At 65.0% G+C, this 24,542-nt stretch carries 21 protein-coding genes, 1 tRNA gene and 1 pseudogene; 16 read left to right on the forward strand and 7 right to left on the reverse strand.

The genetic code is table 11. The annotated features are described in order from the left end of the window. Nucleotides 1–36: 36 nt before the first annotated feature. Together ACU0AG_RS14770 and ACU0AG_RS14775 are read left to right on the forward strand one after the other, a co-directional pair. Complete coding sequence (locus ACU0AG_RS14770; RefSeq protein ID WP_482783045.1) at nt 37–1,080, forward strand: mannose-1-phosphate guanylyltransferase; 1,044 nt, start codon at nt 37–39, stop codon at nt 1,078–1,080. A 26-nt stretch (nt 1,081–1,106) separates the two neighbouring features. Further along, a complete protein-coding gene (locus tag ACU0AG_RS14775; protein ID WP_482783081.1) occupies nt 1,107–1,880 on the forward strand; it encodes a class I mannose-6-phosphate isomerase in 774 nt (257 codons plus the stop codon). Between the two features lie 3 nt (nt 1,881–1,883). Here the strand turns inward: ACU0AG_RS14775 and ACU0AG_RS14780 are convergent, their stop codons facing one another. The 5 genes from ACU0AG_RS14780 to ACU0AG_RS14800 all read right to left on the reverse strand — a co-directional run bounded on the left by ACU0AG_RS14780 (nt 1,884) and on the right by ACU0AG_RS14800 (nt 7,536). After that, complete coding sequence (locus ACU0AG_RS14780) at nt 1,884–4,442, reverse strand: HWE histidine kinase domain-containing protein (protein WP_482783046.1); 2,559 nt, start codon at nt 4,440–4,442, stop codon at nt 1,884–1,886. Then, nucleotides 4,439–5,041 (reverse strand): biliverdin-producing heme oxygenase, encoded by a 603-nt coding sequence (locus ACU0AG_RS14785; protein WP_482783047.1) that lies wholly within the window; start codon nt 5,039–5,041, stop codon nt 4,439–4,441. The genes ACU0AG_RS14780 and ACU0AG_RS14785 overlap by 4 nt, the downstream gene beginning before the upstream one ends. A 162-nt stretch (nt 5,042–5,203) precedes the next feature. After that, nucleotides 5,204–5,503, reverse strand: coding sequence for a polyhydroxyalkanoic acid system family protein (locus tag ACU0AG_RS14790; protein ID WP_482783048.1), 300 nt, complete (start codon nt 5,501–5,503; stop codon nt 5,204–5,206). A 3-nt stretch (nt 5,504–5,506) separates the two neighbouring features. After that, entirely contained in the window at nt 5,507–6,325 is an 819-nt protein-coding gene (locus ACU0AG_RS14795) for a hypothetical protein (protein WP_482783049.1), read from the reverse strand. Beyond that, nucleotides 6,325–7,536 carry a toxic anion resistance protein gene (locus tag ACU0AG_RS14800; protein ID WP_482783050.1) on the reverse strand — a complete coding sequence of 404 codons (1,212 nt, stop codon included), beginning with the start codon at nt 7,534–7,536 and terminating at the stop codon, nt 6,325–6,327. The genes ACU0AG_RS14795 and ACU0AG_RS14800 overlap by 1 nt, the downstream gene beginning before the upstream one ends. 215 nt (nt 7,537–7,751) lie before the next feature. On the opposite strand from ACU0AG_RS14800, the gene ACU0AG_RS14805 reads away from it, so the two are divergent. Then, complete coding sequence (locus ACU0AG_RS14805) at nt 7,752–9,284, forward strand: TIGR00341 family protein (protein WP_482783051.1); 1,533 nt, start codon at nt 7,752–7,754, stop codon at nt 9,282–9,284. A 235-nt stretch (nt 9,285–9,519) separates the two neighbouring features. Here the strand turns inward: ACU0AG_RS14805 and ACU0AG_RS14810 are convergent, their stop codons facing one another. Beyond that, nucleotides 9,520–11,253, reverse strand: a complete 1,734-nt coding sequence (locus tag ACU0AG_RS14810) for a fatty acyl-AMP ligase (RefSeq protein ID WP_482783052.1) — start codon at nt 11,251–11,253, stop codon at nt 9,520–9,522. A gap of 143 nt (nt 11,254–11,396) precedes the next feature. Between ACU0AG_RS14810 and ACU0AG_RS14815 the strand changes: the two genes are divergently transcribed. The 4 genes and pseudogenes from ACU0AG_RS14815 to ACU0AG_RS14830 all read left to right on the forward strand — a co-directional run. Further along, nucleotides 11,397–12,062: a regulatory protein RecX gene (locus ACU0AG_RS14815; protein ID WP_482783053.1), complete on the forward strand. Its 666-nt coding sequence runs from the start codon at nt 11,397–11,399 to the stop codon at nt 12,060–12,062. Continuing rightward, complete coding sequence (locus tag ACU0AG_RS14820; RefSeq protein WP_482783054.1) at nt 12,056–12,556, forward strand: DUF192 domain-containing protein; 501 nt, start codon at nt 12,056–12,058, stop codon at nt 12,554–12,556. The genes ACU0AG_RS14815 and ACU0AG_RS14820 overlap by 7 nt, the downstream gene beginning before the upstream one ends. A gap of 178 nt (nt 12,557–12,734) precedes the next feature. Continuing rightward, nucleotides 12,735–13,166, forward strand: a complete 432-nt coding sequence (locus ACU0AG_RS14825; RefSeq protein WP_482783055.1) for an NADH:ubiquinone oxidoreductase subunit NDUFA12 — start codon at nt 12,735–12,737, stop codon at nt 13,164–13,166. Nucleotides 13,167–13,344: 178 nt separating this feature from the next. Next, a pseudogene (locus tag ACU0AG_RS14830) lies at nt 13,345–13,581 on the forward strand (DUF2155 domain-containing protein); the annotation flags it as partial. A gap of 35 nt (nt 13,582–13,616) precedes the next feature. Here ACU0AG_RS14830 and aat read toward each other — a convergent pair. Then, a complete protein-coding gene (gene aat / locus ACU0AG_RS14835; protein ID WP_482783056.1) occupies nt 13,617–14,441 on the reverse strand; it encodes a leucyl/phenylalanyl-tRNA--protein transferase in 825 nt (274 codons plus the stop codon). Nucleotides 14,442–14,533: 92 nt separating this feature from the next. Between aat and ACU0AG_RS14840 the strand changes: the two genes are divergently transcribed. The 9 genes from ACU0AG_RS14840 (at nt 14,534) to ACU0AG_RS14880 (ending at nt 24,412) form a co-directional block, all read left to right on the forward strand. Next, nucleotides 14,534–14,609: transfer RNA gene (locus tag ACU0AG_RS14840), tRNA-Trp, on the forward strand. A 660-nt stretch (nt 14,610–15,269) separates the two neighbouring features. Further along, nucleotides 15,270–16,283, forward strand: coding sequence for a hypothetical protein (locus ACU0AG_RS14845; RefSeq protein WP_482783057.1), 1,014 nt, complete (start codon nt 15,270–15,272; stop codon nt 16,281–16,283). 135 nt (nt 16,284–16,418) lie between these two features. After that, the gene (locus ACU0AG_RS14850) at nt 16,419–16,859 is read left to right on the forward strand and encodes a hypothetical protein (RefSeq protein WP_482783058.1); all 441 of its coding nucleotides are present in this window, start codon (nt 16,419–16,421) and stop codon (nt 16,857–16,859) included. After that, nucleotides 16,856–19,516, forward strand: a complete 2,661-nt coding sequence (locus ACU0AG_RS14855; RefSeq protein ID WP_482783059.1) for a relaxase/mobilization nuclease domain-containing protein — start codon at nt 16,856–16,858, stop codon at nt 19,514–19,516. The genes ACU0AG_RS14850 and ACU0AG_RS14855 overlap by 4 nt, the downstream gene beginning before the upstream one ends. A 141-nt stretch (nt 19,517–19,657) precedes the next feature. Then, entirely contained in the window at nt 19,658–20,395 is a 738-nt protein-coding gene (locus tag ACU0AG_RS14860; protein WP_482783060.1) for a hypothetical protein, read from the forward strand. A 343-nt stretch (nt 20,396–20,738) separates the two neighbouring features. Further along, complete coding sequence (locus ACU0AG_RS14865; RefSeq protein WP_482783061.1) at nt 20,739–21,659, forward strand: 3'-5' exonuclease; 921 nt, start codon at nt 20,739–20,741, stop codon at nt 21,657–21,659. Nucleotides 21,660–21,775: 116 nt separating this feature from the next. Then, on the forward strand, nt 21,776–22,642 hold the full coding sequence (locus ACU0AG_RS14870; RefSeq protein ID WP_482783062.1) for a hypothetical protein: 867 nt from the start codon (nt 21,776–21,778) through the stop codon (nt 22,640–22,642). Between the two features lie 209 nt (nt 22,643–22,851). After that, nucleotides 22,852–23,619: a hypothetical protein gene (locus ACU0AG_RS14875; protein ID WP_482783063.1), complete on the forward strand. Its 768-nt coding sequence runs from the start codon at nt 22,852–22,854 to the stop codon at nt 23,617–23,619. Beyond that, nucleotides 23,612–24,412, forward strand: coding sequence for a hypothetical protein (locus tag ACU0AG_RS14880; protein WP_482783064.1), 801 nt, complete (start codon nt 23,612–23,614; stop codon nt 24,410–24,412). The genes ACU0AG_RS14875 and ACU0AG_RS14880 overlap by 8 nt, the downstream gene beginning before the upstream one ends. Nucleotides 24,413–24,542: the final 130 nt, after the last annotated feature.

Below are 24,542 nucleotides of genomic sequence, written 5' to 3' on the forward strand. Positions count from 1 at the left end.
TGCTGCTATACCCGCGATCAAACGAGGACTTTACGCGTGACACCGATCCATCCGGTCATCCTGTGCGGCGGCAGCGGCACGCGGTTGTGGCCTGTCAGCCGCAAGGCCGTGCCCAAGCCGTTCCTGCCGCTGGTGGGGGACGAAACCCTGTTCCAGCAGGCGGTGCGCCGGGTGGCGGGCGACGATCGCTTTGCCGCGCCGATGGTGGTGGCGGGCGCGGCCCATGCCGATCTGATCATGGCGCAACTGGGCGATGCGCCCGGTGCGCGGCTGGTGATCGAGCCTGCGGCAAAGAACACCGCGCCCGCCATCGCGCTCGCCGCGGCGCTGCTGCCCGAAGACGCGGTGATGCTGGTCTGCCCGAGCGATCATCACATCGCCGATAGTGCCGCCTTCCGTGCGGCGGCGCTGGCGGCGGCGGCGCTGGCGCGGGAGGATTACCTCGTCTCCTTCGGCATCGCCCCCGAACGGCCCGAAACCGGCTATGGCTATCTCCAGCGCGGCGAGCCGCTGGCGGGCGGCTTTGCGATCCGGCGCTTCGTCGAAAAGCCCGATCTGGCGCGGGCGCAGGAATATCTCGCCAGCGGGGACTACAGCTGGAACGGCGGCATCTTTGCCTTCCGCGCCGGGCACCTGCTGGCAGAGCTGGCCGCGCACCGGCCCCACATGGCGCGGCTGGTGGCCGAAGCCGTGGCGGGCGGACACAGCGATCGCGCGACCTTCCACCCTGCCGCCGCGCCCTTTGCGGCGATTGCGGGGGATTCGATCGATTACGCGGTTATGGAAAACACCGCCCGCGCCGCGATGGTGCCCGCCAGCATGGGCTGGTCGGACATCGGCAACTGGGCCGCGCTCGCCGATGCGCTGGCGGACGGTGCGGACGCGAACGGCAATGTTGTGCGCGGCGGCGCGGCTGACCTGATGGATTGCCGCGGCGTCTTCGCGCTCACCGATGGCCCGCGCATTTCGGCGGTCGGGCTTGAGGATGTGTGCATCATCGTATCGGGCACGGAAGTGCTGGTCACCACCCGTGACGGGGCGCAGGCGGTCGGCAAGCTGCCGGGAGCGGCTAACCAGTGAGCGGCGTGCGCCAGCTTCCCACCCGCATGGTCGCCAAGGTCTGGGGCCGCGACCACCTGCCCGCGCCCTTCGTCCCGCCTGCGGGGGAGCGGATCGGCGAAATCTGGTTCGAACCCCCTGCCGAAGTGCCGCAGGTGCTGGTCAAATACCTGTTCACCTCGGAAAAGCTCTCGGTGCAGGTGCACCCTTGCGATGCCGATGCCCTGCCGGGCGAGGCGGGCAAGGAGGAATGCTGGCTGGTGCTGGATGCCGAACCCGATGCGCGCCTGGCTATCGGGTTCGTGCGCGAGGTAACGCCCGATGAAATCCGGGCAGCAGCGCTTGACGGCACGATTGAACAGCTGCTCGAATGGCATCCGGCGCGGCCCGGCGATCTGTTCTATCTGCCTGCGGGCACCGTCCACGCGATTGGCCCCGGCCTCGCGCTGGTCGAGGTGCAGCAGGCCAGCGACACCACCTTCCGCCTTTATGACTATGGCCGCCCGCGCGAATTGCATTTGGACCGCGCGCTCGCCGTGGCCGAGGGCGGGCCCTACGCCGCGCAGCATCGCCGCAGCATTGCCGACGGGACCGTGCTGGTTGACGGTCCGCATTTCCGGCTCGACCGGATCGAAGGCGCGCCCGATGCCGCCACCTGTGCCGCCTATCCCGGCGCGCTGCTGGTGCTGCCGCTGGCGGGAGAGGTTATCGCGAAGGACGGCGCCGCCCGTGCGGGGGCAGGCGAATGTCTGGTGGCAGACAGCATCGCCAGCCTCGATTTCGGCGCGGCAGGCGTGACGCTGCTGACCCGCGCTGCCTGACTTTCAGCTTCCCGCCAGCAACCGCTCGATCTCGGTCATGCCATAGGGCTTGCGCAGCACCGCCTGCGCGCCCAGCCGTTCCAGCCCGCCCGCGCTTTCGGCATAGCCGGTCGCCAGCACGAAGCGCACACCGGCATCACGCAAGGCCGCGGCGATGGGTTCGGAGGATTCCCCGCCGAGGTTGAAGTCGATGATCGCGAAATCGGGCGGGCTGGCGGCAATCGCTTCCAGCGCCCCGGTGACGCTGCTTTCCAGCCGCACCTCCGGCACGCCCAGCCGCCTGAGGTTTTCCTCGGTATCGAGCGCGATGATGATCGAATCCTCGACCACCAGCACGCGGGCGGGGTGATCGGCCATGCGCTCAGCCGCGGTTTCGCGGGGCAGGGCGGTCTGGCGGGCGAGCGGGCGGGGCAGCGCGGCCGCGCTGTCCTCCGGGGTCGCGAGATAGCGCGCCGGGACAAGGAAATCCGCCTCCAGCCCCGCGAGGCGGTAACGCACATCGGCCTCGCCCTGAAGGTCATGCGGGATCGAGCGGGTGATGATGGTCGATCCGAAGCCGTGGCGGGTCGGCGCGGTTACAGGCGGCCCGCCCGCCTCGCGCCACCCGATCGCCAGATCGCCGAAAGCGGTGCGCGCCAGCCGCACCTGCACCATTCCGGCGCGGGCCGACAGGGCGCCATATTTGGCCGAATTGGTCGCCAACTCGTGGAACACCAGCGCGAGGATGGTGTAGGCTTCGGGGCTGACCAACACATCATCGCCCTCCAGCCGGAAGCGCGCCGCACTGTCGCCGGCATAGGGCGCCAGCTCTGCCCGCAGCAGCGCGGCCAGCGAGGCGGGGCCCCAGTTCTGCGCGGTGACATTGTCATGCGCGCTCGCCAGCGCGGCAATCCGCCCGCCGAGGATCGCGGCAAAGCCCGATACCGACAGCGCCTCGGCCTGCGATTGCGACACCAGCGCGCGGATCAGCCCGAGGATGTTGCGCACGCGGTGGTTGAGTTCGGCAATCAGCAGGTTCTGCTGTTCGGCGGCGCGGGCGCGCTCGCGGGTGAGATCCTCGCTCATGCGCAGGATCACCTCGATCAGGGTGCGGCGCAGGCGGGCGGCGATCTCGCATTCCTCCGCGCCCCAATCGGCCGAGTGGCCGCGCACGGTCTCCTGCCACGCGGCAAAGCTGGCGCGGGGCTGAAGCAGTTCGCCGGGCCCGGCCGAAGCCTTGGCCGGATCGCCCGCCCAGGTCACCACCCGTTCGAGCGGGCGGCGCCACAACACCAGCGAATCCCGCGTGCCGCGTGACAGCGGCAGCACCAGCGCGCCCGATGCGCGGGCGGCAAAGGCGGCGGCTTCGGGGATCTGGTCGGCCAGCCGCGTGGTCGCATGGGTCGCCCCGCCCAGCGTGCTGGCGAGCAAGGGCGCGATGGCGCGGAATTCCCCCTCGTCCGGCGCCTCGCCGCTGGCGCGGTATTCGCCATCGGCAAACAGCGAGATGCCGTCATGCGGGATGGTTTCGCGCAGCAGTTCCTCGATCATCGGCAGGCTGTCGGCCAGCGTCACGCCGCCCGCCAGCCGCAGCAGCAGCCGGTCGTTGAGCTGGCGGGCGCGTTCGCGCAAGGCTTCGGCCTGCGCCACCAGAATCCGGTCGAGCATCAGCGAGAAGGTCTGGCTCAGCAGTTCGGCCACGGTGCGCAGCGAATAGGGCGGCAGGCGCGCCTCGCGGTGGTGGCACGAGATCATGCCCCACAGCCGGTCATGCCGGACAATCGCAATCGCCAGCGACGCGCCCACCCCCATGTTGCGCATATAGGCGAGGTGCATCTTGGAATGGGACCGCAGCATCGACATCGACAGGTCGAGCGGGGTGCCGTCCGCCGCTGTCGCAGGCTCCAGCGGCACGGCTTCGGAGTTCATGTCGGCGATGATGCGGAAGCGGTTGCGGCGGAACAGCGCGCGCGCCTGCTGCGGGATATCGGTTGCGGGATAGCGCAGCCCCAGAAAGGGTTCGAGCGCCGCGTCCCTGTCCTCGGCGATCACCTCGCCGCTGTCGTCGGGGTGGAAGCGATAGACCATCACGCGGTCATACCCCGTCATCTGGCGCACCAGCCGCGCCGCGACGGTGCACAGGGCATCGACGCTGGCGGCCTGTTCCAGCTGGGCGATCACCGGCACGATCATGCTGACATGGTCGGCAAAATCGTTGCGGGCGTGGCGCTCGAACTCGATCACGGAAGTGCCGCCGCTGACATGCACCGCGCAATCGAACAGCGCGCCGGTGCCCGCCAGATCGAGCCCGAAGCGGCGTTCGGTCGCATCGGCGCCGGTCAGCAGTCCCAGCGCCTGTTGCAGCACCCCGAGCGCGGGCGCAGCGATGATCGCGTGCAGCGGCGTGCCGGGGGCGGGCATCTCGGCAAGGCCGAGCAGCTGCGCGACATTGGCCGAGGCCTGCACCACGGTTCCGTCAGCGTCGGCGGCCAGCAATCCGCCGAAATCCTGCACGGCGGCAATGTGGTGGATCGCCTCGCGGTCGCATTCGGTCAGGGTGTCGCTGCGCTGGTGGAGGTTCATGCGCCAAGCCCCTCGAACGCGCTGGCGGCATTCTCGCCCTGCTGCGCCACGGCAAGGAAATGCGCGAACACGGCTTCGGCGGCTTCGGTCGCCCCGGTGGCATCGGCGGGCAGGGCGGCGCTTTCGATGCGGGCGCGCAGGCCCTGCCAGAAGTCCATCATCGCGCCGTCATCAAGGAAGGTGACCGGCCATGCGCCCGCGCCGACACGGGCAACCTGCCGCACAATCGCCCGGTTGCCGAGCGCCGATCCGGCCAGCACCCAGGCCGTGCCGGTCACGTGGCCGGGGCCGGTGCGGCCAAGCGTGAACAGGCGGGCGGGTGCGGGCAGCGGCTGCCCCAGCAGCGCCAGATCGGCGGCGATCAGCGGGGTTTGCGGCGGCGGGGCGCAACCGCGTGCGGCGTGCGCGGCCAGCCATTGTTCCACCGGCAGGCGCGCGGCGTATTGCAGCGCGAGGAAGCGGGCGTAATCGTTGCGGGTCTGCCACCCGCTGGCGGCCTGCATGGCGTGATCGAGCAGGTCATGCGCGGCCATGGTGGCGGCGCGCAGGGTCGCGCGGAGATTGCCGGAGGGCACTGAATTGTCACTGGCTGGCGCCATGCCACCCGTCCTTCCCGCCCGAATCGGCCTGCCTGACTGGCAATTGCACCGATCTACCGCACGATCCCGAGTGTAAGGCAAATGAGGCAATAAATTGTGTCAAAATAATATGACACGACCAGCAGCGATTGGCAATCGCCAGCCGGTGCCGGGATGCAAGAATCAGGGTGCGAGCAGCCGCCCGCCTTCCTTCTTCACCGCCGCTTCGAGCGGGCCTTTCATCACCGAAAACAGCAGCGGCAGGTCCATGGAGATCACCACCTCTGCATCGCGCACCTCGACCTCGCCGGGGATGGTCTGGCCCATCACTTCGGCGGTGATGGTCATGCGGTCTTCGCCCGGCCAGGCGGTGGAGACCCTGGCGAGGCCGGCGGGGAAGAAACCGCCGATCTCGTCCGCATGCTTGTGCATCCGGCGGCGCACCTCTTCGCGGGTGAGATCATGGGGCAGTGTGACGCGCATGGCCTAGCGTTCCTTTCCGGTCGGGATCGCCGAGAAATCGGGCAGCGGCACGCCGGTGTCGGGCGTCTCGCGCATATCCTCCAGCGCCTCGGCTCCGCCATAGCGGTATTCGAGATAGCGGCTTTTGATCGCCAGATCATCGAGCGCGCCTTCGGCCAGCCTGCGGGTGACGCGGTCAACCTCGCCCGAAAGCTTGGTCAGGCTTTCGGTCAGGCGTTCGTCGGCGGTCTTGCCTGCGTGTTCCTCCCCGCGCAGGTGCACGGGGATCTTGCGGTAGTTGTCGATGGTTTCGGGGATGTATTCGCCCACCAGCTCGCGCACTTCGGCCATCGCGGGCTCGTTATCGCCAAGGCCCCTCAGTTGAAGGCCAAGCGCATCCAGCTGCACGCCCAGCTGATCGACCAGCGTCTGCGCAGGCGGAGGCAGGGCGGGGCGCTGGGCTTCGAGCCACAGCTCGGTGCGGGCGACCATCTGCGCCGGATTGCCCAGCTTCAACTCGGCGCGCTTGGGCACCTTCACCTTGCCCGTCATCGCGAACACACCGACTGCGACCACCGTAGCAACCAGCGTCGCCATGAAGCCCCAGAACAGCAACGGGCCGACGACCGCGCTGAAAATCCCCGCGCCGACCCAGATCGCGAAAACCGCGAGCGCGATGTTGCGCACCTTCTTGAGCAGCGCCTTGGTCTTTACCTCGGCCGATGCCCTGCCGATGCTGCTCCCACGCGGTGCAGGACGATGCGTCCCGCCATCGCGCTGCACCGCGAGGCTTTGCTTCGCCTCGCGCAGGATGCGGTCGGATTCGCGGGTCGTATCGGGCATTATTTATCCAGCGCCAGCAGCGACGGGGTTTGCGAGGCGACCTTGGCCTGTGCCTGCGCCTGACCTTCGGCGCGGGCGATGTAGCCCTTGGACTTCTCGACCTCGGCGGTCAGCACGGTGACGGTCTGCTTCATCGAATCGAGCGCGCGCACCTTGAAATTGTCGACCTCGTCCATCGTGTCGTAGATGTTCTGGAAGGCGCGTTGCAGCGTTTCCAGCGGGATCGTGCTGGAGGCAGCCTGTTCGTGGATCTGCGCGGTCTGTTCGCGCAGCAGCGTGCTGGTCGAATCGATGATGTCGCTGGTGGTCTTGTTCAGCGCGGTGATCTGGCCCAGCACCAGCCGCTGGTTGGTCATCGCCTGCGCCACCGTCACCGCAGTGCGCAGCGCGCCCACAGTGGTGGTGCTGGCGCGGTCGACGCCCTTCACCAGTTCGACGTTGTTCTTCTTGACCAGATCGAGCGCGAGATAGCCCTGCACGCTCACCGCCATCTGGGTGAGCAGATCCTGCGTGCGCTGACGGACATAGAACAGCGCGCTTTCCCGCAGCGCCTTGGCCTTGGCCGGATCGGAGCTGTCGAGTTCGAGCGCCTTGGCCTCCAGCCGCGCATCGAGCGTCTTGGCGATGTGGATCATCTGCTCCAGCTCGCCCATCGCCGCCCACAGCTTCTGCCGCTCGGTATCGATCGCGGCGTTATCGAGGTGGAGTTCCTTCTTGCCGCTTTCGAGCCGCTGGAGGATCGCGCTGATGTGCCCCTGCGCGGAGGTGTAGCTGTCGAAATAGTTCTTCAGCTTGTTGCCGAAGGGGATGATGCCGAGAATCTTGCGCGGCCCCGAAAGCTTGCCCTTGCGGCCCGGATCGAGGTCTTCGACCGTGCGGCGCAGCTCGGCGAGGTCCTTGCCCACGCTGCCATCGGCATCCATCGCCCGCACCGGCCGGTCGAGAAAGCGGTTCGACATCGCGGCGGCGGCGCGGATCTGTTCCTGCCCCATGCGGGTGATCTGGTCGACCTTCTCGCCGAACTGGGGCGAATTGGCATCGACGCTGACCAGCTCGTTGACGAAGGCATCGACCTTGGTGTCGAGCTTCGACTTCTGTTCGGTGGTGACAGGCACCAGCCCCGCCGCCTGTTCGGGCGCGACCTGCGGCACCGGATCGGGCGGGGTGAGAGTGAAATCGGTGGCGGTTGCGGTCTGCGTCTCGGTGCTCATGCCTGTCTTGTGCTCCCTCAATCCTGCCGCACCGCGCGCGGGGGCGTCATGCACTGTATTAGTGATCTAAAACACGCCTTTCAAGCGTCGGCGCATGCTACGCCCGAAAGGCGCCTTGCGTCCATCGCGATAAGTCATTGCGGCGCCATGGCTTGGCAGCACCGCATCGGGGCGGCTATCGCCGGTGCCAGACTGACAACGGCAAAGGCCTTGCAATGAACGAGACATCAGCTTCCACCCCCGCACCCGCCGCGCAGCAGGGGCGCGCCGCCGGGCTTTCGGCGGTGATCGGCACGATCCGCGAATGGTGGACGGTACATGTCATCGGCCAGGTCGATCAGGCCGAAGTGACCGAGCGCCGCCGTGAGGAAGGCAAGATGTCGGAACATTATCTGTTCATGACCGCGATGAGCGGCGGCATCGCGATCCTCGGCCTGTTGCTGTCCTCGCCTGCGGTGGTGATCGGGGCGATGCTGCTGTCGCCGCTGATGGGGCCGATCATGGGTCTGGGCTTTGCGCTGGCGATCGGGGACTGGGACTGGCTGAAGGCGTCCTTGCGCACCCTGCTGATCGGCAGCGCGATGGCGGTGCTGCTGTGCGCGTGTCTTGTGTTCCTTTCCCCGATCCAGACCATCACCAGCGAAATCGCGGCGCGCACGCGGCCCAATCTGTTCGATCTGTTCGTGGCGCTGTTTTCGGCGCTGGCGGGCGCTTACGCGATGATCCGCGGGCGCGAGGGCGCGATTGTGGGCGTGGCCATCGCCACCGCGCTGATGCCGCCGCTGGCGGTGGTCGGTTTCGGGCTGGCGACGGTCAACTGGACGGTGTTTTCGGGCGCGCTGCTGCTGTTCGTGACCAATTTCATCACCATCGCGCTGACCGCCTTTGCCATGGCCAAGCTCTATGGCTTCCGCAATTCGCTGAGCGCGCGCAACACCATGTTCCAGAACATCGCGGTGCTGGCGGTGTTCGTGGCGCTGGCGGTGCCGCTGGGCTTTTCGCTCCAGCAGATCGCGTGGGAGACCAACGCCCAGCGCATCACCCGCGATGCAATCCGCGACAAGTTTGACCGCCCGGCGCAGATCGATGCGCTGGAGATCGATTTCGCCGCCGATCCGGTGGGCATAAGCGCGATTGTCTTCACCCCCGTGATCAAGCCTGATGCCGAGGCCGAGATCAGCCGCTCTCTGGCGCGGCGGCTGGGCAAGCCGGTGGAACTGACGCTGACCCAGTCGCAGACCGAAACCGGCGCGGGCGCGGCGCAGCGGGCGCAGCTGTCCGCCACCCGCGCTGCCGAGGAGGCCGCCAGCCAGCAGCGGATGCAGGCGCTCGCCACGCGCCTGTCGCTGGCGGCGGGCGTGCCCGAAAGCGATGTGCTGATCGACCGCAACCGCCGCCGTGCGATGGTGCGGGCACGGCGGATCGATGGCGCGGGGCTGGGCGTCTATCGCACGCTGGAAGCGCGGATCGCCGCGACCGAACAGGACTGGAGCATCGAGCTGGTGCCGCCCCCTGCGCCGCTGCCCGCCGTCGTGCCGTTCGGCGCAGAGGGGCCGGACGAAGCCGGTGCGCAGGCGCTGGCGGTGATCGGCTGGGCAGCACAGCGGCTGGATCGCGGCGTCGTGCTGACCGGCACGGCCGCCGAAGGCGAGGTCGCCGCGCAAATCCTGCGCGATGCCGGGGTAACCGTTGCCCTGCGCCCCGGCGCAGGCCCGCTGCGGGCGGCCTGGGCGAGCGAGGGGGAGTAGGAAGGCCTTCCCTTCGCGCTGTGCGGGCCCACCCCCAGCCCCTCCCGCAAGCGGGAGGGGAGCGAGACTTGGCGGGCCGCAGGCGCGCCTGGTCGCAGCGGGATGGGCATGGCGTTCGGGATGCGAGACTGTTCCTGCTTTTGTCGTCTCCCCAGCGAAAGCTGGGGCCTATGGCCTCACAAGGCAGTGCTTGCCGCCCTAGGTCCCAGCTTCCGCCGGGATGACGAAGGCGGCTTCAGGCCGCCAGATCGATCGGCACGATCTCGCCCGCCAGATAGAGCTTCTTCGCCTTCGCACGGCTCAGCTTGCCCGAGGACGTGCGCGGCAGGGTGCGCGGGGGGACGAGTTCGACGATGCAGCTCATGCCGGTGACCGATCGCACCTTGTCGGCGATCTGGTCGCGCAGGCGCACGCGCTCTTCGGGGTCGGACACCTTGCAATGCACCAGCACCGCAGGCGCTTCCTCGCCGTTTTCCATCTCGATCGCGAAGGCCGCGATGTCGCCGTGGTTGAAGCCCGGCAGCTGTTCCACCGCCCATTCGATATCCTGCGGCCAGTGGTTCTTGCCGTTGATGATGATCATGTCCTTCGCCCGGCCGACGATGAACAGATAGCCATTGGCGGTGTAACCCATGTCGCCGGTGTCGAGCCAACCATCGACCAGACAGTCATTGGTGGCTTCGGGGTTGCGGAAATAGGAGTGCATCACGCTCGGCCCGCGGCACCAGACCTTTCCGATCTGGTGATCGCCGCGTTCTTTCCCGTCCTCGCCGAGGATCGACACTTCCATGTCCGGCAGCGGCTTGCCGCAATTGACGATCGCGCGATACCGTGCGGGGCGCGACAGGTCGCGCGCCGCGCCCGACAGGCGCTCTTCCTCGACCAGTTCGACGCGGATGCCCTCGCCCGGCGGCATCACCGTCACCGCCAGCACCGCTTCGGCAAGGCCGTATGACGGGGTGAAGGACGATGCCCGGAAACCCGCTTCGGCAAAGGCGTTGACGAAATTCTGCATCACATCCGGGCGGATCATGTCCGCGCCGTTGCCTGCAATCCGCCAGCGCGACAGGTCGAAGCGTTCGGCGACATTGCTCTGGCTGGAAATGCGGCGCGCGCAGATGTCGTAACCGAAGGTCGGCGAATAGGAGAGCGTGTTGCCGGGGTTGCGGCTGATCATGTCGAGCCACGCCAGCGGGCGTCGGGCGAAGGCGTCGGGCTTGAGGTAATCGCCCGAAACCTGGTTGGCGATCAGCGACAGCAGGCAGCCGACAAGGCCCATATCGTGATACCACGGCAGCCAGCTGACGCAGCGATCATTCGCGCCGAGGTTCATGGTGGCGGCATGGCCGTAGAGATTGTGCAGCAGGGCGCGGTGCGTCACCGCAACACCGGTCGGGAAGCGGGTCGATCCGCTGGAATATTGCAGATAGCAGATATCGTCAGGGCTGGCGGTGGGCAGGTCGCAATCGGGCGCGGGACGCTGGCTGAAATCCTGCCAGCTTTCGGCCGCACAGCCCTGCCGGGCGGCGGCGGCGGCGGCCATTTCGCCGATCTCTTCGGGATAGAGCAGGATCTTGGGATCCGAGCTCATCAGCTGGATCGCCAGCTGGTCGATGAAATTGTCCTTGCCCCCGAAGGTCGTCGGCAGCGGCAGCGGCACCGGCCACGCCCCGGCATAAACGCAGGCGCAGAACAGCGCGGCGAAATCCGCGCCGGTTTCGGCGATCAGCGCCACGCGGTCTTCCTTGCCGATCCCCGCCGCGATCAGGCGGCGCGCCATCACCAGCGCATCATCGCGCATTTCGGAATAGGGATAGACATGCGCCAGCTCGCCGCGCATGTCGTGGAAGTTCAATCCCTTGCGGCTCTTCGCGGCATAGTCGATCGCTTCGTTGAAGGTCGCGAACTGCGCACGGATGCGCGGCAGGTCGCAATCATTCGGCGTCGGCGTCAAAACGGCGTCGGTCATATTTTTCAACGATACCCGTCAGTTGCGGCGCGTTCCAAGGCATTTCCCCGCTCGCGCTCTGGCGTAACCCCGTAGCGCCAGTCATAGTCTGGCGTTGTCCCGATGTTCGCATTTAATAGAGAAGGTGGCACGAATAAGGCGAAATGGTGTCACGTAAAGCGAATTCGTCATCATCCGGTCGCAGGGCCGGAGAGGATTCCGGGCAGGAACGCCGGGCGGCCAAGCGGGCAAAGCCTCCGCTGACCGAGGCGAATCTGCGCGATCTGGCGCTGCATTACGCCGCCCGCTTTGCCACCACAGCGGCGCGGGTCGAGGCCTATCTGGCGCGCAAGATCCGGGAGCGCGGGCTGGCCGAGGATGGTGACGGGCGGGCGGTGCAGCCCGATATCCCCGCGCTGGTCGCCCGGCTGGTGGAGCTGGGCTATGTCGATGATGATGCCTTTGCGCGGATGCGGGCACGCGATCTTGCCACACGCGGCTATGGCGGGCGGCGGGTCGAGGAAAGCTTGCGCCATGCCGGTGTCGGGCAGGGCGTGCGCGCCGCCCATGCGCCGGGCGAGGCCGCCAGCCGCCGCGCTGCGGCACTGATGGCGCAGAAAAAGCGGCTCGGCCCGTGGGCGCGGGAGCGCGAGGGCGCGGACGATCCGCTTGCCGCGCGCAAGGCGCATGAAAAAGCCGTTGCAGCAATGCTGCGCGCAGGCCACCAGTATGATCACGTGCGCTTCGTCCTCGCCGCCTCCAGCGCGCAGGATGTGGAGCAATGGCTGGACGAGGCAGCCGATCAGGAAGGGCAGGAAGGCTTATGGTAAGGCGGATGCTGGCGGCAGGGGTGATGGTGCTGGGGGCGCTCGCGGCGTGTTCTCCGGGGGAAAGCGCGACGGCGCGGGCGCAGGCGCCTGCGGCAGCGGCGCAGGATGTGCGCCATCCTGTATCGGGCCTCAAGGTGATCGATCTGGTGGTCGAAAGCGGGGGCAAGCGTCTGCCGTTCAAGGTCGAACTGGCCGCCAGCCCCGAAGCCCAGACCCGCGGGCTGATGTTCCGCACCGAACTGGGCGACAATGAAGGGATGCTGTTCCCCTCCGAGGTGCCCGAACCGCGCAGCTTCTGGATGAAGAACACGCCGCTGTCGCTCGACATCATCTTCATCGGCCCGGACGGAAGGATCGCCAATATCGCGGCGAACACGGTGCCCTATTCGCTCGATTCGGTGTCCTCGCAGGGGGCGGCGATCGCGGTGCTGGAACTGCGGGCGGGCCGCTCGGCGGCGCTGGGGATCGAGCCGGGGGACAAGGTGGTGTGGTGAGCACCTTTGTTTGTGTGCCCGCCTCCGCGGGCACATCCTCGGTGCTATTCCCTCCGCTTCGCTGCGGGGCACCTGCGGGCGGCCAGTCGGCCTTGCGGTCGCGTTGCGACCGTTCCGGTTCTGCAAATCCCACATCCCTTCTTGGCGCACCGCTGCGAATCCGCTAGGCGCACGCCTCATGGGAATCCTGGCAAAGATCTTCACCTGGTGGGACGGCGCAACGCTCGGCACGCACCTTTGGGCCAGCCGCGCCGGCGGCGAACATGTCGGCACCGATGGTGCGGGCAACAAGTATTACCGCGCCCGCCCGAAAGCGGCGGCGGCGAATGACGGCTCCTACACCAGCCGCGAAAAGCGTTGGGTGATCTATAACGGCGCCAATGATGCCAGCCGCGTGCCGGCCGAATGGCACGGCTGGCTGCACGGCACCTATGACGATGTGCCCGAAAGCCATCTGCCCCCGCCGCGCGTGTGGGAAGCCGATTACACCCCCAACGCCACCGGCACCGTGCAGGCCTATGTCCCGCAAGGCGCGCTCGAACGCGGCGGCAAGCGTGCCCGCGCCGTGGGCGATTACGAGGCGTGGACCCCCGGCAGCGCGGATAGCTGAGGCTTTGCAGGTGCGCGCCCGGCTTCTTGCTGCACCGCTGGCCGGCGCGCTGGTGCTGGCCGCCTGCGGGGACAGCGCGTCAGAGCCGGAAACGGTGAAGGTCAAGCTCGACGAGGCGGCGCCTGCGGCCACCGCCTCGACGGCTGCGGCCCCTGCCAATGATTACGGCGCGACCCCGATGGAAGAACGCGTCGCGGTGCTCGGCCTGCTCAACAAGCGCAACAATCTCTCCGAGGAAATCAGCCTCAAGCCGGGCGAAAGCCGCGAGATCGGACCGGTGATCATCCGCCTGTCCGCCTGCGAGCGCACCGCGCCGTGGGAACTGCCGCAGGAAACGGGTGCCTTCGTGCAGGTCGATATCCGCGAACGCGGGGCTCAGCAGCACCGCCGTGTGTTTTCGGGCTGGCTGTTCCGCGAATCGCCCAGCCTCAATGTGGTCGAACACCCGGTCTATGATGTCTGGGTCAAGGATTGCACGATGCGCTTCCCGGGCGAGGAAGGCCCGGCATCGGGCGACAAGGCACCTGCCGACAAGAAGCCCGCTCCGGCGGCTTCGCCTTCGGCCGCACCTGCGCCTGCGCCTTCGGCCACCGCTGCGCCTGCCCCTGCCGCATAGGGCTGGTCCCCGGTAAAACCGCGCCACGCCATGCCGAGGCTCGCCTGCGGCTGGCCGTGGGCAGCTTCGACCAGCCGCCGGTAATCGGCCTGCGCCAGCTCCACCGCGCCCATGCTGCGCAGATGATCGGTCATGAACTGGCAATCGAGCAGCACGTAACCTGCCGCCCGCAGCAGCGCCACCAGCCACGCCAGCGCGACCTTGCTGGCATCGGGCACACGGCTGAACATGCTCTCGCCGCAGAACACCCGGTCAAACGACACGCCGTAAAGCCCGCCGACCAGCTGCGGCGCGCCGCCGCCCTCTGCCGCCAGCCAGCATTCGACCGAATGGGCATGGCCTGCACGGTGGAGGCCGAGATAGGACTGCACGATTCGCTCGCTGATCCAGGTTTCGGGATGATCGGGGCGCGGCTGGGCGCAGGCGCGGATCACCTGTTCGAAGGCGCGATCGACCGTCACCGAAAAACGATCCGCCTTCAGCACCTTGCGCAGGGATTTCGACAGGTGGAGGCCATCCAGCGGGATGATCGCCCGGTCGCGCGGTTCGACCCAGAACACCTCATGATCTTCCCGCGTGTCGGCCATCGGGAAGATCCCGCTGCGATAGGCCAGCAGCAGGGTTTCGACCGGGATCGGAGGGTGGACGGGCGCATGCATCGTTGCGCTGCACAATACATCGCGCGGGCCCGCGAGGCAAAGAGGATTGCCTAACGCCGACCCATCCGATAAGGGGCCGCTTCCGCCAGTGCAGGGGTGTAGCTCAGCTGGTAGAGCATCGGTCTCCAAAACCGAGGGCCACGGGTTCGAATCCTGTCACCCCTGCCAACTTTTTCTTGAAGTCCAAGCGACTGAAAAGAAACGGGTTTCTCTTCGAGTCAAAACCCCGTGGTACCCCGTCGTGGTACCCTTTTGTGGCCTTGATTGGGGCACTATGATTCGACGTCGCCGGATGCGCAAGACCGGACCACGAAATCGTTCGAATATCCACGCTCTCTGCACAGGCTTATTCCCTTGCTGCGAGCCATCCTTGCTGACGAGTGGGTGGTGATCCAGCGTTCACCCAACGGCGGGTTGCTCGATAGCAGCGACTGTGCGCGTGCGGCCAAGCCAATGATCTCGTGAACGCAGACGGCGGCGGTGGGCCATTCAACTATGCGCCCGCCGGCACACGCTTGCATTGATGTGGATAGGGTCGGGTGCATAGATGTCACGATATGCGCAAGAGCGGCTCGACGAGATTGCGCAAGGACCGCTGCTACTGAAAGCCAGCCCACACTTCGGGGTCATGAAGCCGATCAATGAGTTAAGGTCTTCCATAGCTCTCACACCCCCTTGTGCGGGGCTGCAGCCTGCACCATCTTCAAAGCTGCCGCTGGCCTTGATCGCCCTATCAAGCCCCCGCGCAAGAAAAAATGCAAGAAAATGCGTCTGACATTTCTTCTGCGGCTGCTGCCTATTCTATAACTATTCTCCAAGCAAAGGAGAATGGATATGTCATCTGCAAATAATGCCGAGGGTAATGCAAAAGGATCGCCTGCCAACGGCAAAGAGGTAAAGCGCAGCAGGCGCCCGCTGACAAGTGCCGAAAAGGAAGCGAGGCAGAAGAAGCGTCTGCGCGATCAGTACGGCAACAGCCGCCTCGATCCGGACGAGCCGTTACTGCATGGGCTGACCGCCGCTGCCCTCCAGTGTGCCTTCACCCTGTTACGGCAGGCTTACCGTAAGCGGGGAGGGTACAATCCTAAGACCATCGCCGATAAGGTTGCCAGCATCTGTGGGCTGCCAGGAGAACAGAAAGAGCATCTCCTGCAGTGGCTCACATGGGTCAAGCCGCGTCGATGGGTTGTGCAAGAAGAGGGCCGCTCCAGCGTCGTTGCGTGGGCCAATACCTCCCTTAGCAAATCAGCAATATGGACTGCCGAATTAGATACGTGGTGGCGTGCGGCGCTCGAGAGCCCGAGTACCACAAAGGCAGTCGATAGAGCGCCGAGTAGCCCAGCGCAGCAGCCTGGAGCGACTGTCGCGGCAGTCCGTCCGGCAACAGCTGTCGCTATCCCGTCGCAAGAAAGTGCGGCGCATCCCGATCCAAAGTTGGCCAACGGCCCGGATGAGCGAATGTCGCATGACTTATTCGCTCGGGATGAAACTGCAGGTCGCTCGAACCCGGCAGCGCCTGCAGGCGGCTCGTCGGCGCTATCCGAAAATCTAGTCACCGACAGCCCGCTGCTCTCTCGTAGCGGCGCAAGCCAACTGATCGACCGGCAGAGGATTGCTGCCTTCCCTGACCCGGCATTCGGGACGAAGAAGTTCACTGCCAATCGGTTCGCCGAAGCTGCGCTAAAGTTCATCAAGGGTCAGGGTGCTGCAGACGATCTGAGAGCCGCTGCGACTGCGCTTGCGGCAAATATCGGTGAGTGCCGGGAATTCTGTGAGCGTTCGCCTGCTCACAGGCGGTTTGTCGAGAGCATATTCAACCAGCTCGGGTGGGAAGTCCCATGATCACGTCACGGAAAAGGGGCCTAACCATTTTGCAGGATGGGTGTGTGTGCCACACACTTGGCGCCGTCGTGTCGCTTGCGCTTCGTGACGGCGTTATAAGTGCTGCCTTCGGCATGCTGGAGATGGAGGATATGTATGTCCTTGTCTGACCGCAAAAAGGTGACAAAAAAGCCGCGTATCCCCGTTTATTTCACGGAGGAACAGTACGCGGAGCTTGTGCGTAAAGCGGGCGGCCGGAGCCTCTCCGAAATGTGCCGTGAGCGGATCCTGTTCAGCGCGAACTACCGCGATCCGCTGTTCGATGTCTGTGCGAAAATGAATGCCAGCGCTGCGCAAATGAAGCGCTTGCGGGAGGTGCTGAAGCGGTGGAACGAGGAGAAGTGGGACGTCCTTCTGGGCGGGCCTGACGTGCGCCATATCGAGGTCGATCCACAGTTCCTGGACGACGTAAACGAGGCTTTTCGGATCATCGGCAAGATCGTTAAGCTCGCCGAAGAAGCGGCGCAGACGATCTCATCCAGAGTGCAGAGCGATCGCGTAATCCAGCCCACAAAGCCGGGGAAACCCCGGACATGATGATCAAGATCTGGCGCTATGAGGCCCGGGCTAAGGATGTCGGTGGCGGTGCTACGGCGCAGACCCTTGCCTTCGGCACCTCGCTGTCCACCGGTCGCTACATCTTCGGGTTGGACGATGGCAAAGCACACGTTCCGGTAGGCGATCTGGTCAGGCCCGTTGGCGACTATGTTGCGGACCTGAATCGCGCGCCGGATCGCGTCGCTGGGCGCTACGCCTATAACCTCACAGCAGAGGAACCCGAGGCGCAGATCGACGAGCTGGCCAGCCATGCGGCGAGTGCCGGGCTTGATCGGTTCTGGCACCTGGTAGTGAGTCACAGGCCCGGAGAAGAACTGACCGAAGAGGAGAGCGAGTCGATCCGGCGGACTGTTGCCAAAGTGCTGGGCGTCGAAGAGTGTCCCATGATCTGGGCCACCCACCAGGACACCGATCACCTGCATGACCATGGACTCACCGTATCCTTTCTCGCGGATACAAACGAACCGGTCGCCTTCGGCGAGGGATGGTGGAAAGAGAAGGCGCAGATCGCGATCGCGATCTGCGAGTATCGCTTGGGCCTCGAGCCAGAGCCGAACCGCCGCTACGTCGCTGACGACACGGGAGTCTATCACCTCCTGACCCAGACGAAGGTGGCCGACGCGGAGGGCAAGCTGCTGCTTGATCGCACGGCCATGCGCACCATGCAGCGCGATCATGATGCAGCCGTCCTCAAGAACGAGCCGCCAACCGGCGTTGAACCCGGATCACCCTGGCCACTCGACCGCGCCATGGAGAAGCTCGCAGGCCCCGCTATCAAGAGAGCAATGTCCTGGCCGGAAGTACACAACAACCTCGCGGCCATCGGTGTGCGCTACGTCAAAGTCGGCAATACCGGCGTTTTGGAAGCGGTCAGCAGTCCGGGCCGATGGTCGCAATGCAACGGCCCGCGCTGCGGAGCGGGCACTGCCTACGCCAATGCGGCCCTGGGCAAGTTATCGAGCCGACTTCGCGCGGACTATGTGCCGCCATCGCCCAACCTTGAGGTTCGCGCCTTCGTCATGCCGCATTACAATGCGCCCGAAAAGGCCGATGCGGCTGACCAAGCTGCCCGGAGTGAGGAGCTCTCCGAATACAAGGCGCTCGTCGAAGGGCTCGAGACGGACTACAAGGTCACATACAACAAGAAGCTCGCTGCCGAGAAAGGCGCCGGTGCCAACGCGGCCCGCACGCGGCGTAAGGCAGCGCATCAGGCCGAACTGGCTGCTGTCAAAGCGCAGCGGCACCATGTCGTCACGCCCTCCAAGATCACGGCCGTCAGAGGTCCGAAGCCCGGTGCGCCGCCCAAGCCTGAGATTTCTGCACTATTGTGGGGTGAGCCACGGCAAGCGGGCGAGACAATCGATGTTGGCAAACGTTCGCGCGGACATCTGGATGACCACTATCGTGTCGTGCCAGCTAAAGATGAGATCCGTTACTATCTGGACGGGCAGCTTGCCATTGTCGAACGTGCGCGCACCATCCAGCTCCTGATCGCTGCACGACAGGCACGAATTCATGCTGTCCAATTGGCGCAGGCCCGCTTCAAGAAGCTTCGCCTGGTTGCCCGCCAGAAGCTGCGCGAATCTTTAGCGCGGATTGCCGCGGAGCTTGATGTCGAACTCTTGCCGCAGCGTCTCAACGAGGCAGTGATCGAACATAAGGCGAAGGTCGCAAGTCAGCCGGGTTCTGGGATCGTGGAGCGTGCTCGAAAGTGGCCCAAGCACCGGGACATACTGGCGTGGTGGAGATCTGAAACCCACCAGGACCGCCAGCGCCGGGCGCAAGCCGCCATGTCATTCGATCAGGAAGCCATCCGTGATTTCCGCAGGTGGAATGACGCGGATTCCGATGTTGGCTCCTTCCCCAATCCGCCGAAGAACATTGCCGTTAAAGCGCTGCAAATGCTCGACCGGATTGACCGCAATCGGCTCCAACTTGCCCGGTCCCGTTTCAACGTCGACGGTGCCCGGTTTCTCGACGATCCAGCTTTGCTAAGCGCCTTCAAAGGGCACGAGCGCCGGATCATCCTGCCCGACGTTCAATCTCGCCTCGAGGCGATCGAAGCGGTGCAGATCGAGCAGCGGCGTTGGATCGCCGCCGCAATCCTGAACGGGCGGGTGACGTTGAACAATGGTAACCTGACCGCCATCCAGAAGGGTGACAAGTGGGCGGAGGCTTTCTGGGCTGCACAAAAGGACGATCCCAGCTTTCAGCGCCTGCTGGTGGTATCCGAGCTTCGTCCTGATCGCTTTGCTTTCAACCTAGACGAGCGTCCAGACGTGCGAGCGTGGAGGGCAGTGCGGGCTCGCGGCGATAAGCGGCTCATCGGTGCAATGGCCGAAGAATTCTTCGCCGCATCCGTGCGGCATGGAAACAAAGTCGCGAAAGACGCCCGTGATCGCAACGTCGCCGCGCCGCCAGAAGCAACCAAGGTTGCGTGGTCCTATCGCCACGAGCTGTTCGAAGCGATGGGATATGACGACGCCGAGGCTTTGCGGTGCACCGAGGGGCGTTATGCCGACACCTATCTAGGCCATGCTTACCGCAAGCCTGGCGAACCCGATCGAGACTGGAGCAAGCGAACCCGCGCCTATGAATGGAACTTTGGGCGGCAGGGTGGGCGATACCGAAGGTAGGGGTCTGATTTCCAGTAGGATTTTATGGGCTAAGGCACCACACCGTGAGTGCCTGCCGCATTAGATCCTGCGAAGACTGCGAACTCAGCGAAAACTGCGAAAGTCGCAATTCTCGCCAACAAGATGGAAGGAGATGATCGCGTGCGTGACAAAACTACCCAAGCCGACATTGATGCAACTGCCGATCAGCTCCTCAAGGAGCAGGGCTATGACATAGACAAGGTCATAGCCAATCAAGTCGCCGTCCGCATCGGAATGTCCAAGGCCAACGGTGCCTTAGGCGAAGCGGTAGCAGACTGGAAAGAGCGCAGGACCGCCGAAGGTGTGCCTTACGTGACCAAGGCTCCGCCAGAAATGGATGCCGTCCTCGACGTAACATTCGAGACTTTCCGCCGGCTCGCCAAAGGCCTGGTCGGCAAGTACCGCGCCGAGGATGCCGAAGCCCATGAACGGGACGCAGGCAAGTGGTCTGAACGTTACGACGATCTTGAGGCACGCTACAACGAACTTCGTGGCAAATTTGACGATGCAGAACGCGCCCGCCTGACTTTGGCCGAAGAGAACGCCCGGCTCGTTGCGGAACTTGCACAGACACGGGGCGCGCTCGGCAAGGCGGAGGCTGCGCGCGATGAGGCCAGAGAATTCAACAACCGGCTTTTGGCCAACCTTGGTCAAGGGTCTTCGTCGTCCAATGGTGCCGAACACGCGCAAACCGAGCCGGACATTCCGACCGCGTCTCCGAAGCGGGGACGCGGTCGACCAAGGAAGGATCCCAACTCACCGCCGAAGGGTTCGTCGTCAAAGCCTCAGGCTGACAACCTTTTGCCCGGTCACGATTGGGAGCAACCATCTGCCGCGGACGGCAAGGGAGGCGATTGAACAATATTCCTCGCCAGATCGAGGCGCTCGGCAGCGGCTCTTTTTTTGCCGCCGTAGAAGGAAAAGCCGCGCCTGTGCGCAGCTCGATAGGCTGAGCGAGCAATACAAGACGGATGCACTCGCCAAAGCGCCCTTTTTTGTCGCGACATTAGGAAAAGACGGCAGCGCGCCCGTGCGCCCGCCAGGGTCTAGCGGGCCATGCCTGCCGGCAGGCTAATCGCGGATATCATATTGAAAAGGAATTGCCGGGTGAAACCGGCGGTGGAGAGGAAAAGAAGGTTTGAGCGTAACGGCTCGGCCTTTGCCTCGCCGGTTTCACCAACACCATTGGAGAAACCATAGTATGATATCAGTACGTCATCACCTCGATCCGGTCAGCGAAGCACTCGCTGACCAGCTCGCCGAATACCCCGACTACCGGATCCTGCGCGCATTGCCGCCGCCCTTCGCATCAATGCCCGCAAACGGTTCGCCGCCACCAGGGCGATGCATCGCATTGCTCGATGTGGAAACGACCGGGCTCGATCCAGCAAATGGCAGCATCATCGAGCTAGCGATCAAGCTCCTGTGGGTTGGCGAGTATGGCAACCTGCTGGGCCATTTTCCGATTTTCAGTTGGCTGCAAGATCCCGGCCATCCGCTCGATCCAAACATCGCGCAGCTGACAGGCCTCACCGATGCGGATCTCGCTGGCAAGACGATAGATGACGAAGCAGTCCGGCGCCTGCTGGATCGCGCGGATTTGCTCGCAGCACATAATGCCCGGTTTGACCGCGCATGGATATTGCAGCGCTGGCCCGAACTTTGGGAGAAGCCGTGGGCGTGTTCGTGCAGCGAAGTTCCGTGGCAGTCGCTCGGGTTTGAAGGCCGCGCCCAGCATCACCTGCTTCTACAGCATGGTGCCTTCACCACGGCGCATCGCGCACCGGCTGATGTTTGGGCCCTTTTCTTCCTGCTGCAGCAGTCGCGCCCGGATCCCGACAGCGACGAAGAAGATTATGGCGATGCCGAGCGCACGCATCTCCAACGGCTTCTTGCCGCCAGCGACCGAGAAACAGTCAGGGTCGAAGCCGCGAACACGCCATTTGCAAAGAAGGATCTGCTGAGGGCTCGAGGCTATTCCTGGGACGCGCACCTCCTGCGAAAGGTCTGGTGGCGGGAGCTGCCGCCCGAAGCGGTTGAAGCCGAACAGGCTTGGTTCCAGCGAGAAGGGCTGCCGGCGCCGCGGCTATTGCCGGTCACCGCACGTGAGCGGCATCGCTGACCAGCCCCCCAATCCCATCATCAACACCTTCAGCAGGCCCGCCAGATTGGCGGGCCTGCTGCATTTCAAGGAGAATAGAAGTGAACGAGTTTAATGATACCAACAATGTAATCGGCATGGTTGCCGATCCGGTTTCGACCGCTGCCGAAGGCGCATTGGCAGCAGCGCTTGAGCGTGATGCGGCTATGTTTGTCTCTCGGGCAAAAGGCAGTGGACGTGAGCAGCACCGGTCGCTGCGACTCGTCGTCGCCGATTTCGAGTTCGGCTACGATCGAATTAGCTATGCCGGCTATGCCAGCAGCGAAGGCAGGAACGCTCGTTACGATATCCGCTGGCCGTTCCACCGCATCGCCTGCGGGAGTTGGATGATCCTGCGTTTCGATGCGGGGTCCGAGGCTCCGGTGGTCGAGGAATTTATCTGCCTTTCGAACGACGAGGCCGACGAATTCGAGATCGCCACGCGCCTGTTCGGCACGCTTGAACTCCATGTCGATGCCCCGCTGGTCACATGGGGCGGCGAGGGGAAGGACCTTGCCGTCCTCCGCCGGGTCGCGAGCGAGGCGGGCATGTTGCTGCCGCCGCAAATCGCCGACCCGCATCCTCATACCCGCCTGCGCCTTGACCTTTGCCGGGCTGTGTCAGGCGGCGCACGCTTTCCGCACCTGCCCGAATATGCCGCCGGTGCCGGTATTCCATCCAAGCCCACGCCGGCCAAGGAGGTGGGGCCACTGGTGGAGATCGGGAATTGGGGCAAGGTGCGTGATCAGTGCGTGGCCGATGTGCTGGCGGCCGGCGTGATCGGCCTGCGGCACCTGGTCTCGCACGGGGTGATCACCTGCAATCTGCCCCAGAGCTTTGCCGCACTGGCCGATGCTGCAGGCCGGGTAGAACCGGCGAGCCCGTTCATCCGCAACAGCTTCGCCCCATGGGCCAGGAGCCAGGTTGCAGCGTCGAAACTGCGCGGTCTGGTTCGAGCGGCATGACCCGCATCGGCCGAGGCCGCCAAACGCCATCCAACCAAGATAGCGAGGAGAACCCCATGACCTGATCATGATCGCGGCTGCCGGCGTCCTGCGCGCGTCCGGCTTCGATGTTCGATGCGCAGAACCCAACGCTTGCCCGAACGGCAGGCTGCCCGCCGCAGGTCCAACCCGGACCCTGCGGCTTTTTTGTATCTGAAGGAAACCTATAGATGAGCAAATCCAACAAAACGCCCCGTCGCCGTGCGGGGAGCAAAAGCCGCGCGCTGGTGCCGGTGACACCGCGTTCCACGGCCATCGCCGTGCCCGAAGGGCTGACCGTGGGCGATCACAAAATCCGCCCCGATCACGTCCTGCATATCCCCGAGCTCAAGCCGGATTGCCCAGGACCGTGGCAGGATGAGCCCGACCGGGTTGCATGGACCGATGCAGCAACGGGCTATTCGTGCCTGATCCTGCGGCAGCTCGATGGAGAGCTCGCGGGCTTCGTAGGCGTCGGGCCTTCACATCCGCTCTGGTCCTATGAGCGCGATGCGATCCCGGCATCGCTGGGCGTTACGGCACATACCGGCATCGACTACGCGGCGCTGTGCGACCAGAATGGCCCGCCTGAATTCCAGATCTGCCATGTGCACCACATGGCAGTGGGTCAGCAGCTGGCCTCTGTCACGGACAACCGCGATGAGGCGGGTCTCGATCTCGCCGATGCGTGGTGGTTCGGCTTTACCTGCGACAAGGTCGGTGACTTCCTGCCCGGCGACCAGGCCCATAATGACACGCGCCGGGAGGATGGGCCCAAGATCTACCGCGACATCGGGTATGTTGCAGCCGAAGTGCTGACGCTGGCGGGCCAGCTCAAGGCCCTCGAAGACCAGGCTTACAGCACTGATGGCAATAGCATGACTGACAGCGGTGTGCCGCTGCTGCTCGAGCCCAAGCCCAAGGCCCTGTTGCCCCGCGCAGGAGGTCGCCATGAGTAAGACAGCACCAGATCCGCGTGGCTATGCCATGACCCGTCGTCCCGACCTTCCCTGGGGCTATTGGTTGCTCTCCGGTCCGGCGACAAGCTGGCTTACCGACGAACAGGGCAGGCAATGGCCCACCTTGCGGCATTATCTATGGGAAGGGCGGCTCGGTATGGCCAGCAGCAAGGAGTACTCCGTCGATGAGGGCTGCGAGCTGTTGCTCGCCATTCTTCGCTCCACCACCTTCCGCTCAGTACCCGTGGAGAAGGCTGTCCGGGACTTCTTCGATGGCATCTGGCGTGAGGCCCGTCATTTCCGGGCGTGGATGGAAGGGCAGGGCCTGATCCAGGGCGATCAGATTACCCTTGAAGGGCAGGCTATCCTGCGGATGCTGATCGCTACGCGGTGGATCGGCGCGCCTGACCTTGTGGAACTGGAATGCCCATCGCTGCACCCTTGGAACGGGCTCGACAAAGGCATCACCCGCCAGCAGCGCGAGCAGGTGATGGCCGCTACGGAAGAGCTCGGTCGGATGCTTCGTTATCGCTTCGTACGCCGAGCCGTGGCCGGCAAGCCTGCGATCCAGCTTATCGGGCATCAGCTGGGCAACAACATCCCGCTGTCGCGCGTGTTGTGGACGCTGGTCTTCCCCGATGATTATGCCCGCGACCGCATGTTCGCCTGGCTCGCCCAGCATCTTGATCGCTGGCAGGCATGGGGGGAATTGGCGGCCGACAAGGGATCGCGGGCGCTCAGCGAGCACCTGTTGCACCTGAAGTTCGCGGACGAGCCGATCGACCTCGGGTGACCGGCGGGGGTGTTGCTGGCCCGGCGACATCCCCACCGCAAACACCGCAAAGACCGCGGCCATCGACAGCCATATCATCAATCATCCCGCATACGCAGGCGGCGCTTCCACCCGGAGGCGCCGCCTGTTT

Source organism: Erythrobacter sp. RANMB8, from assembly GCF_056848235.1.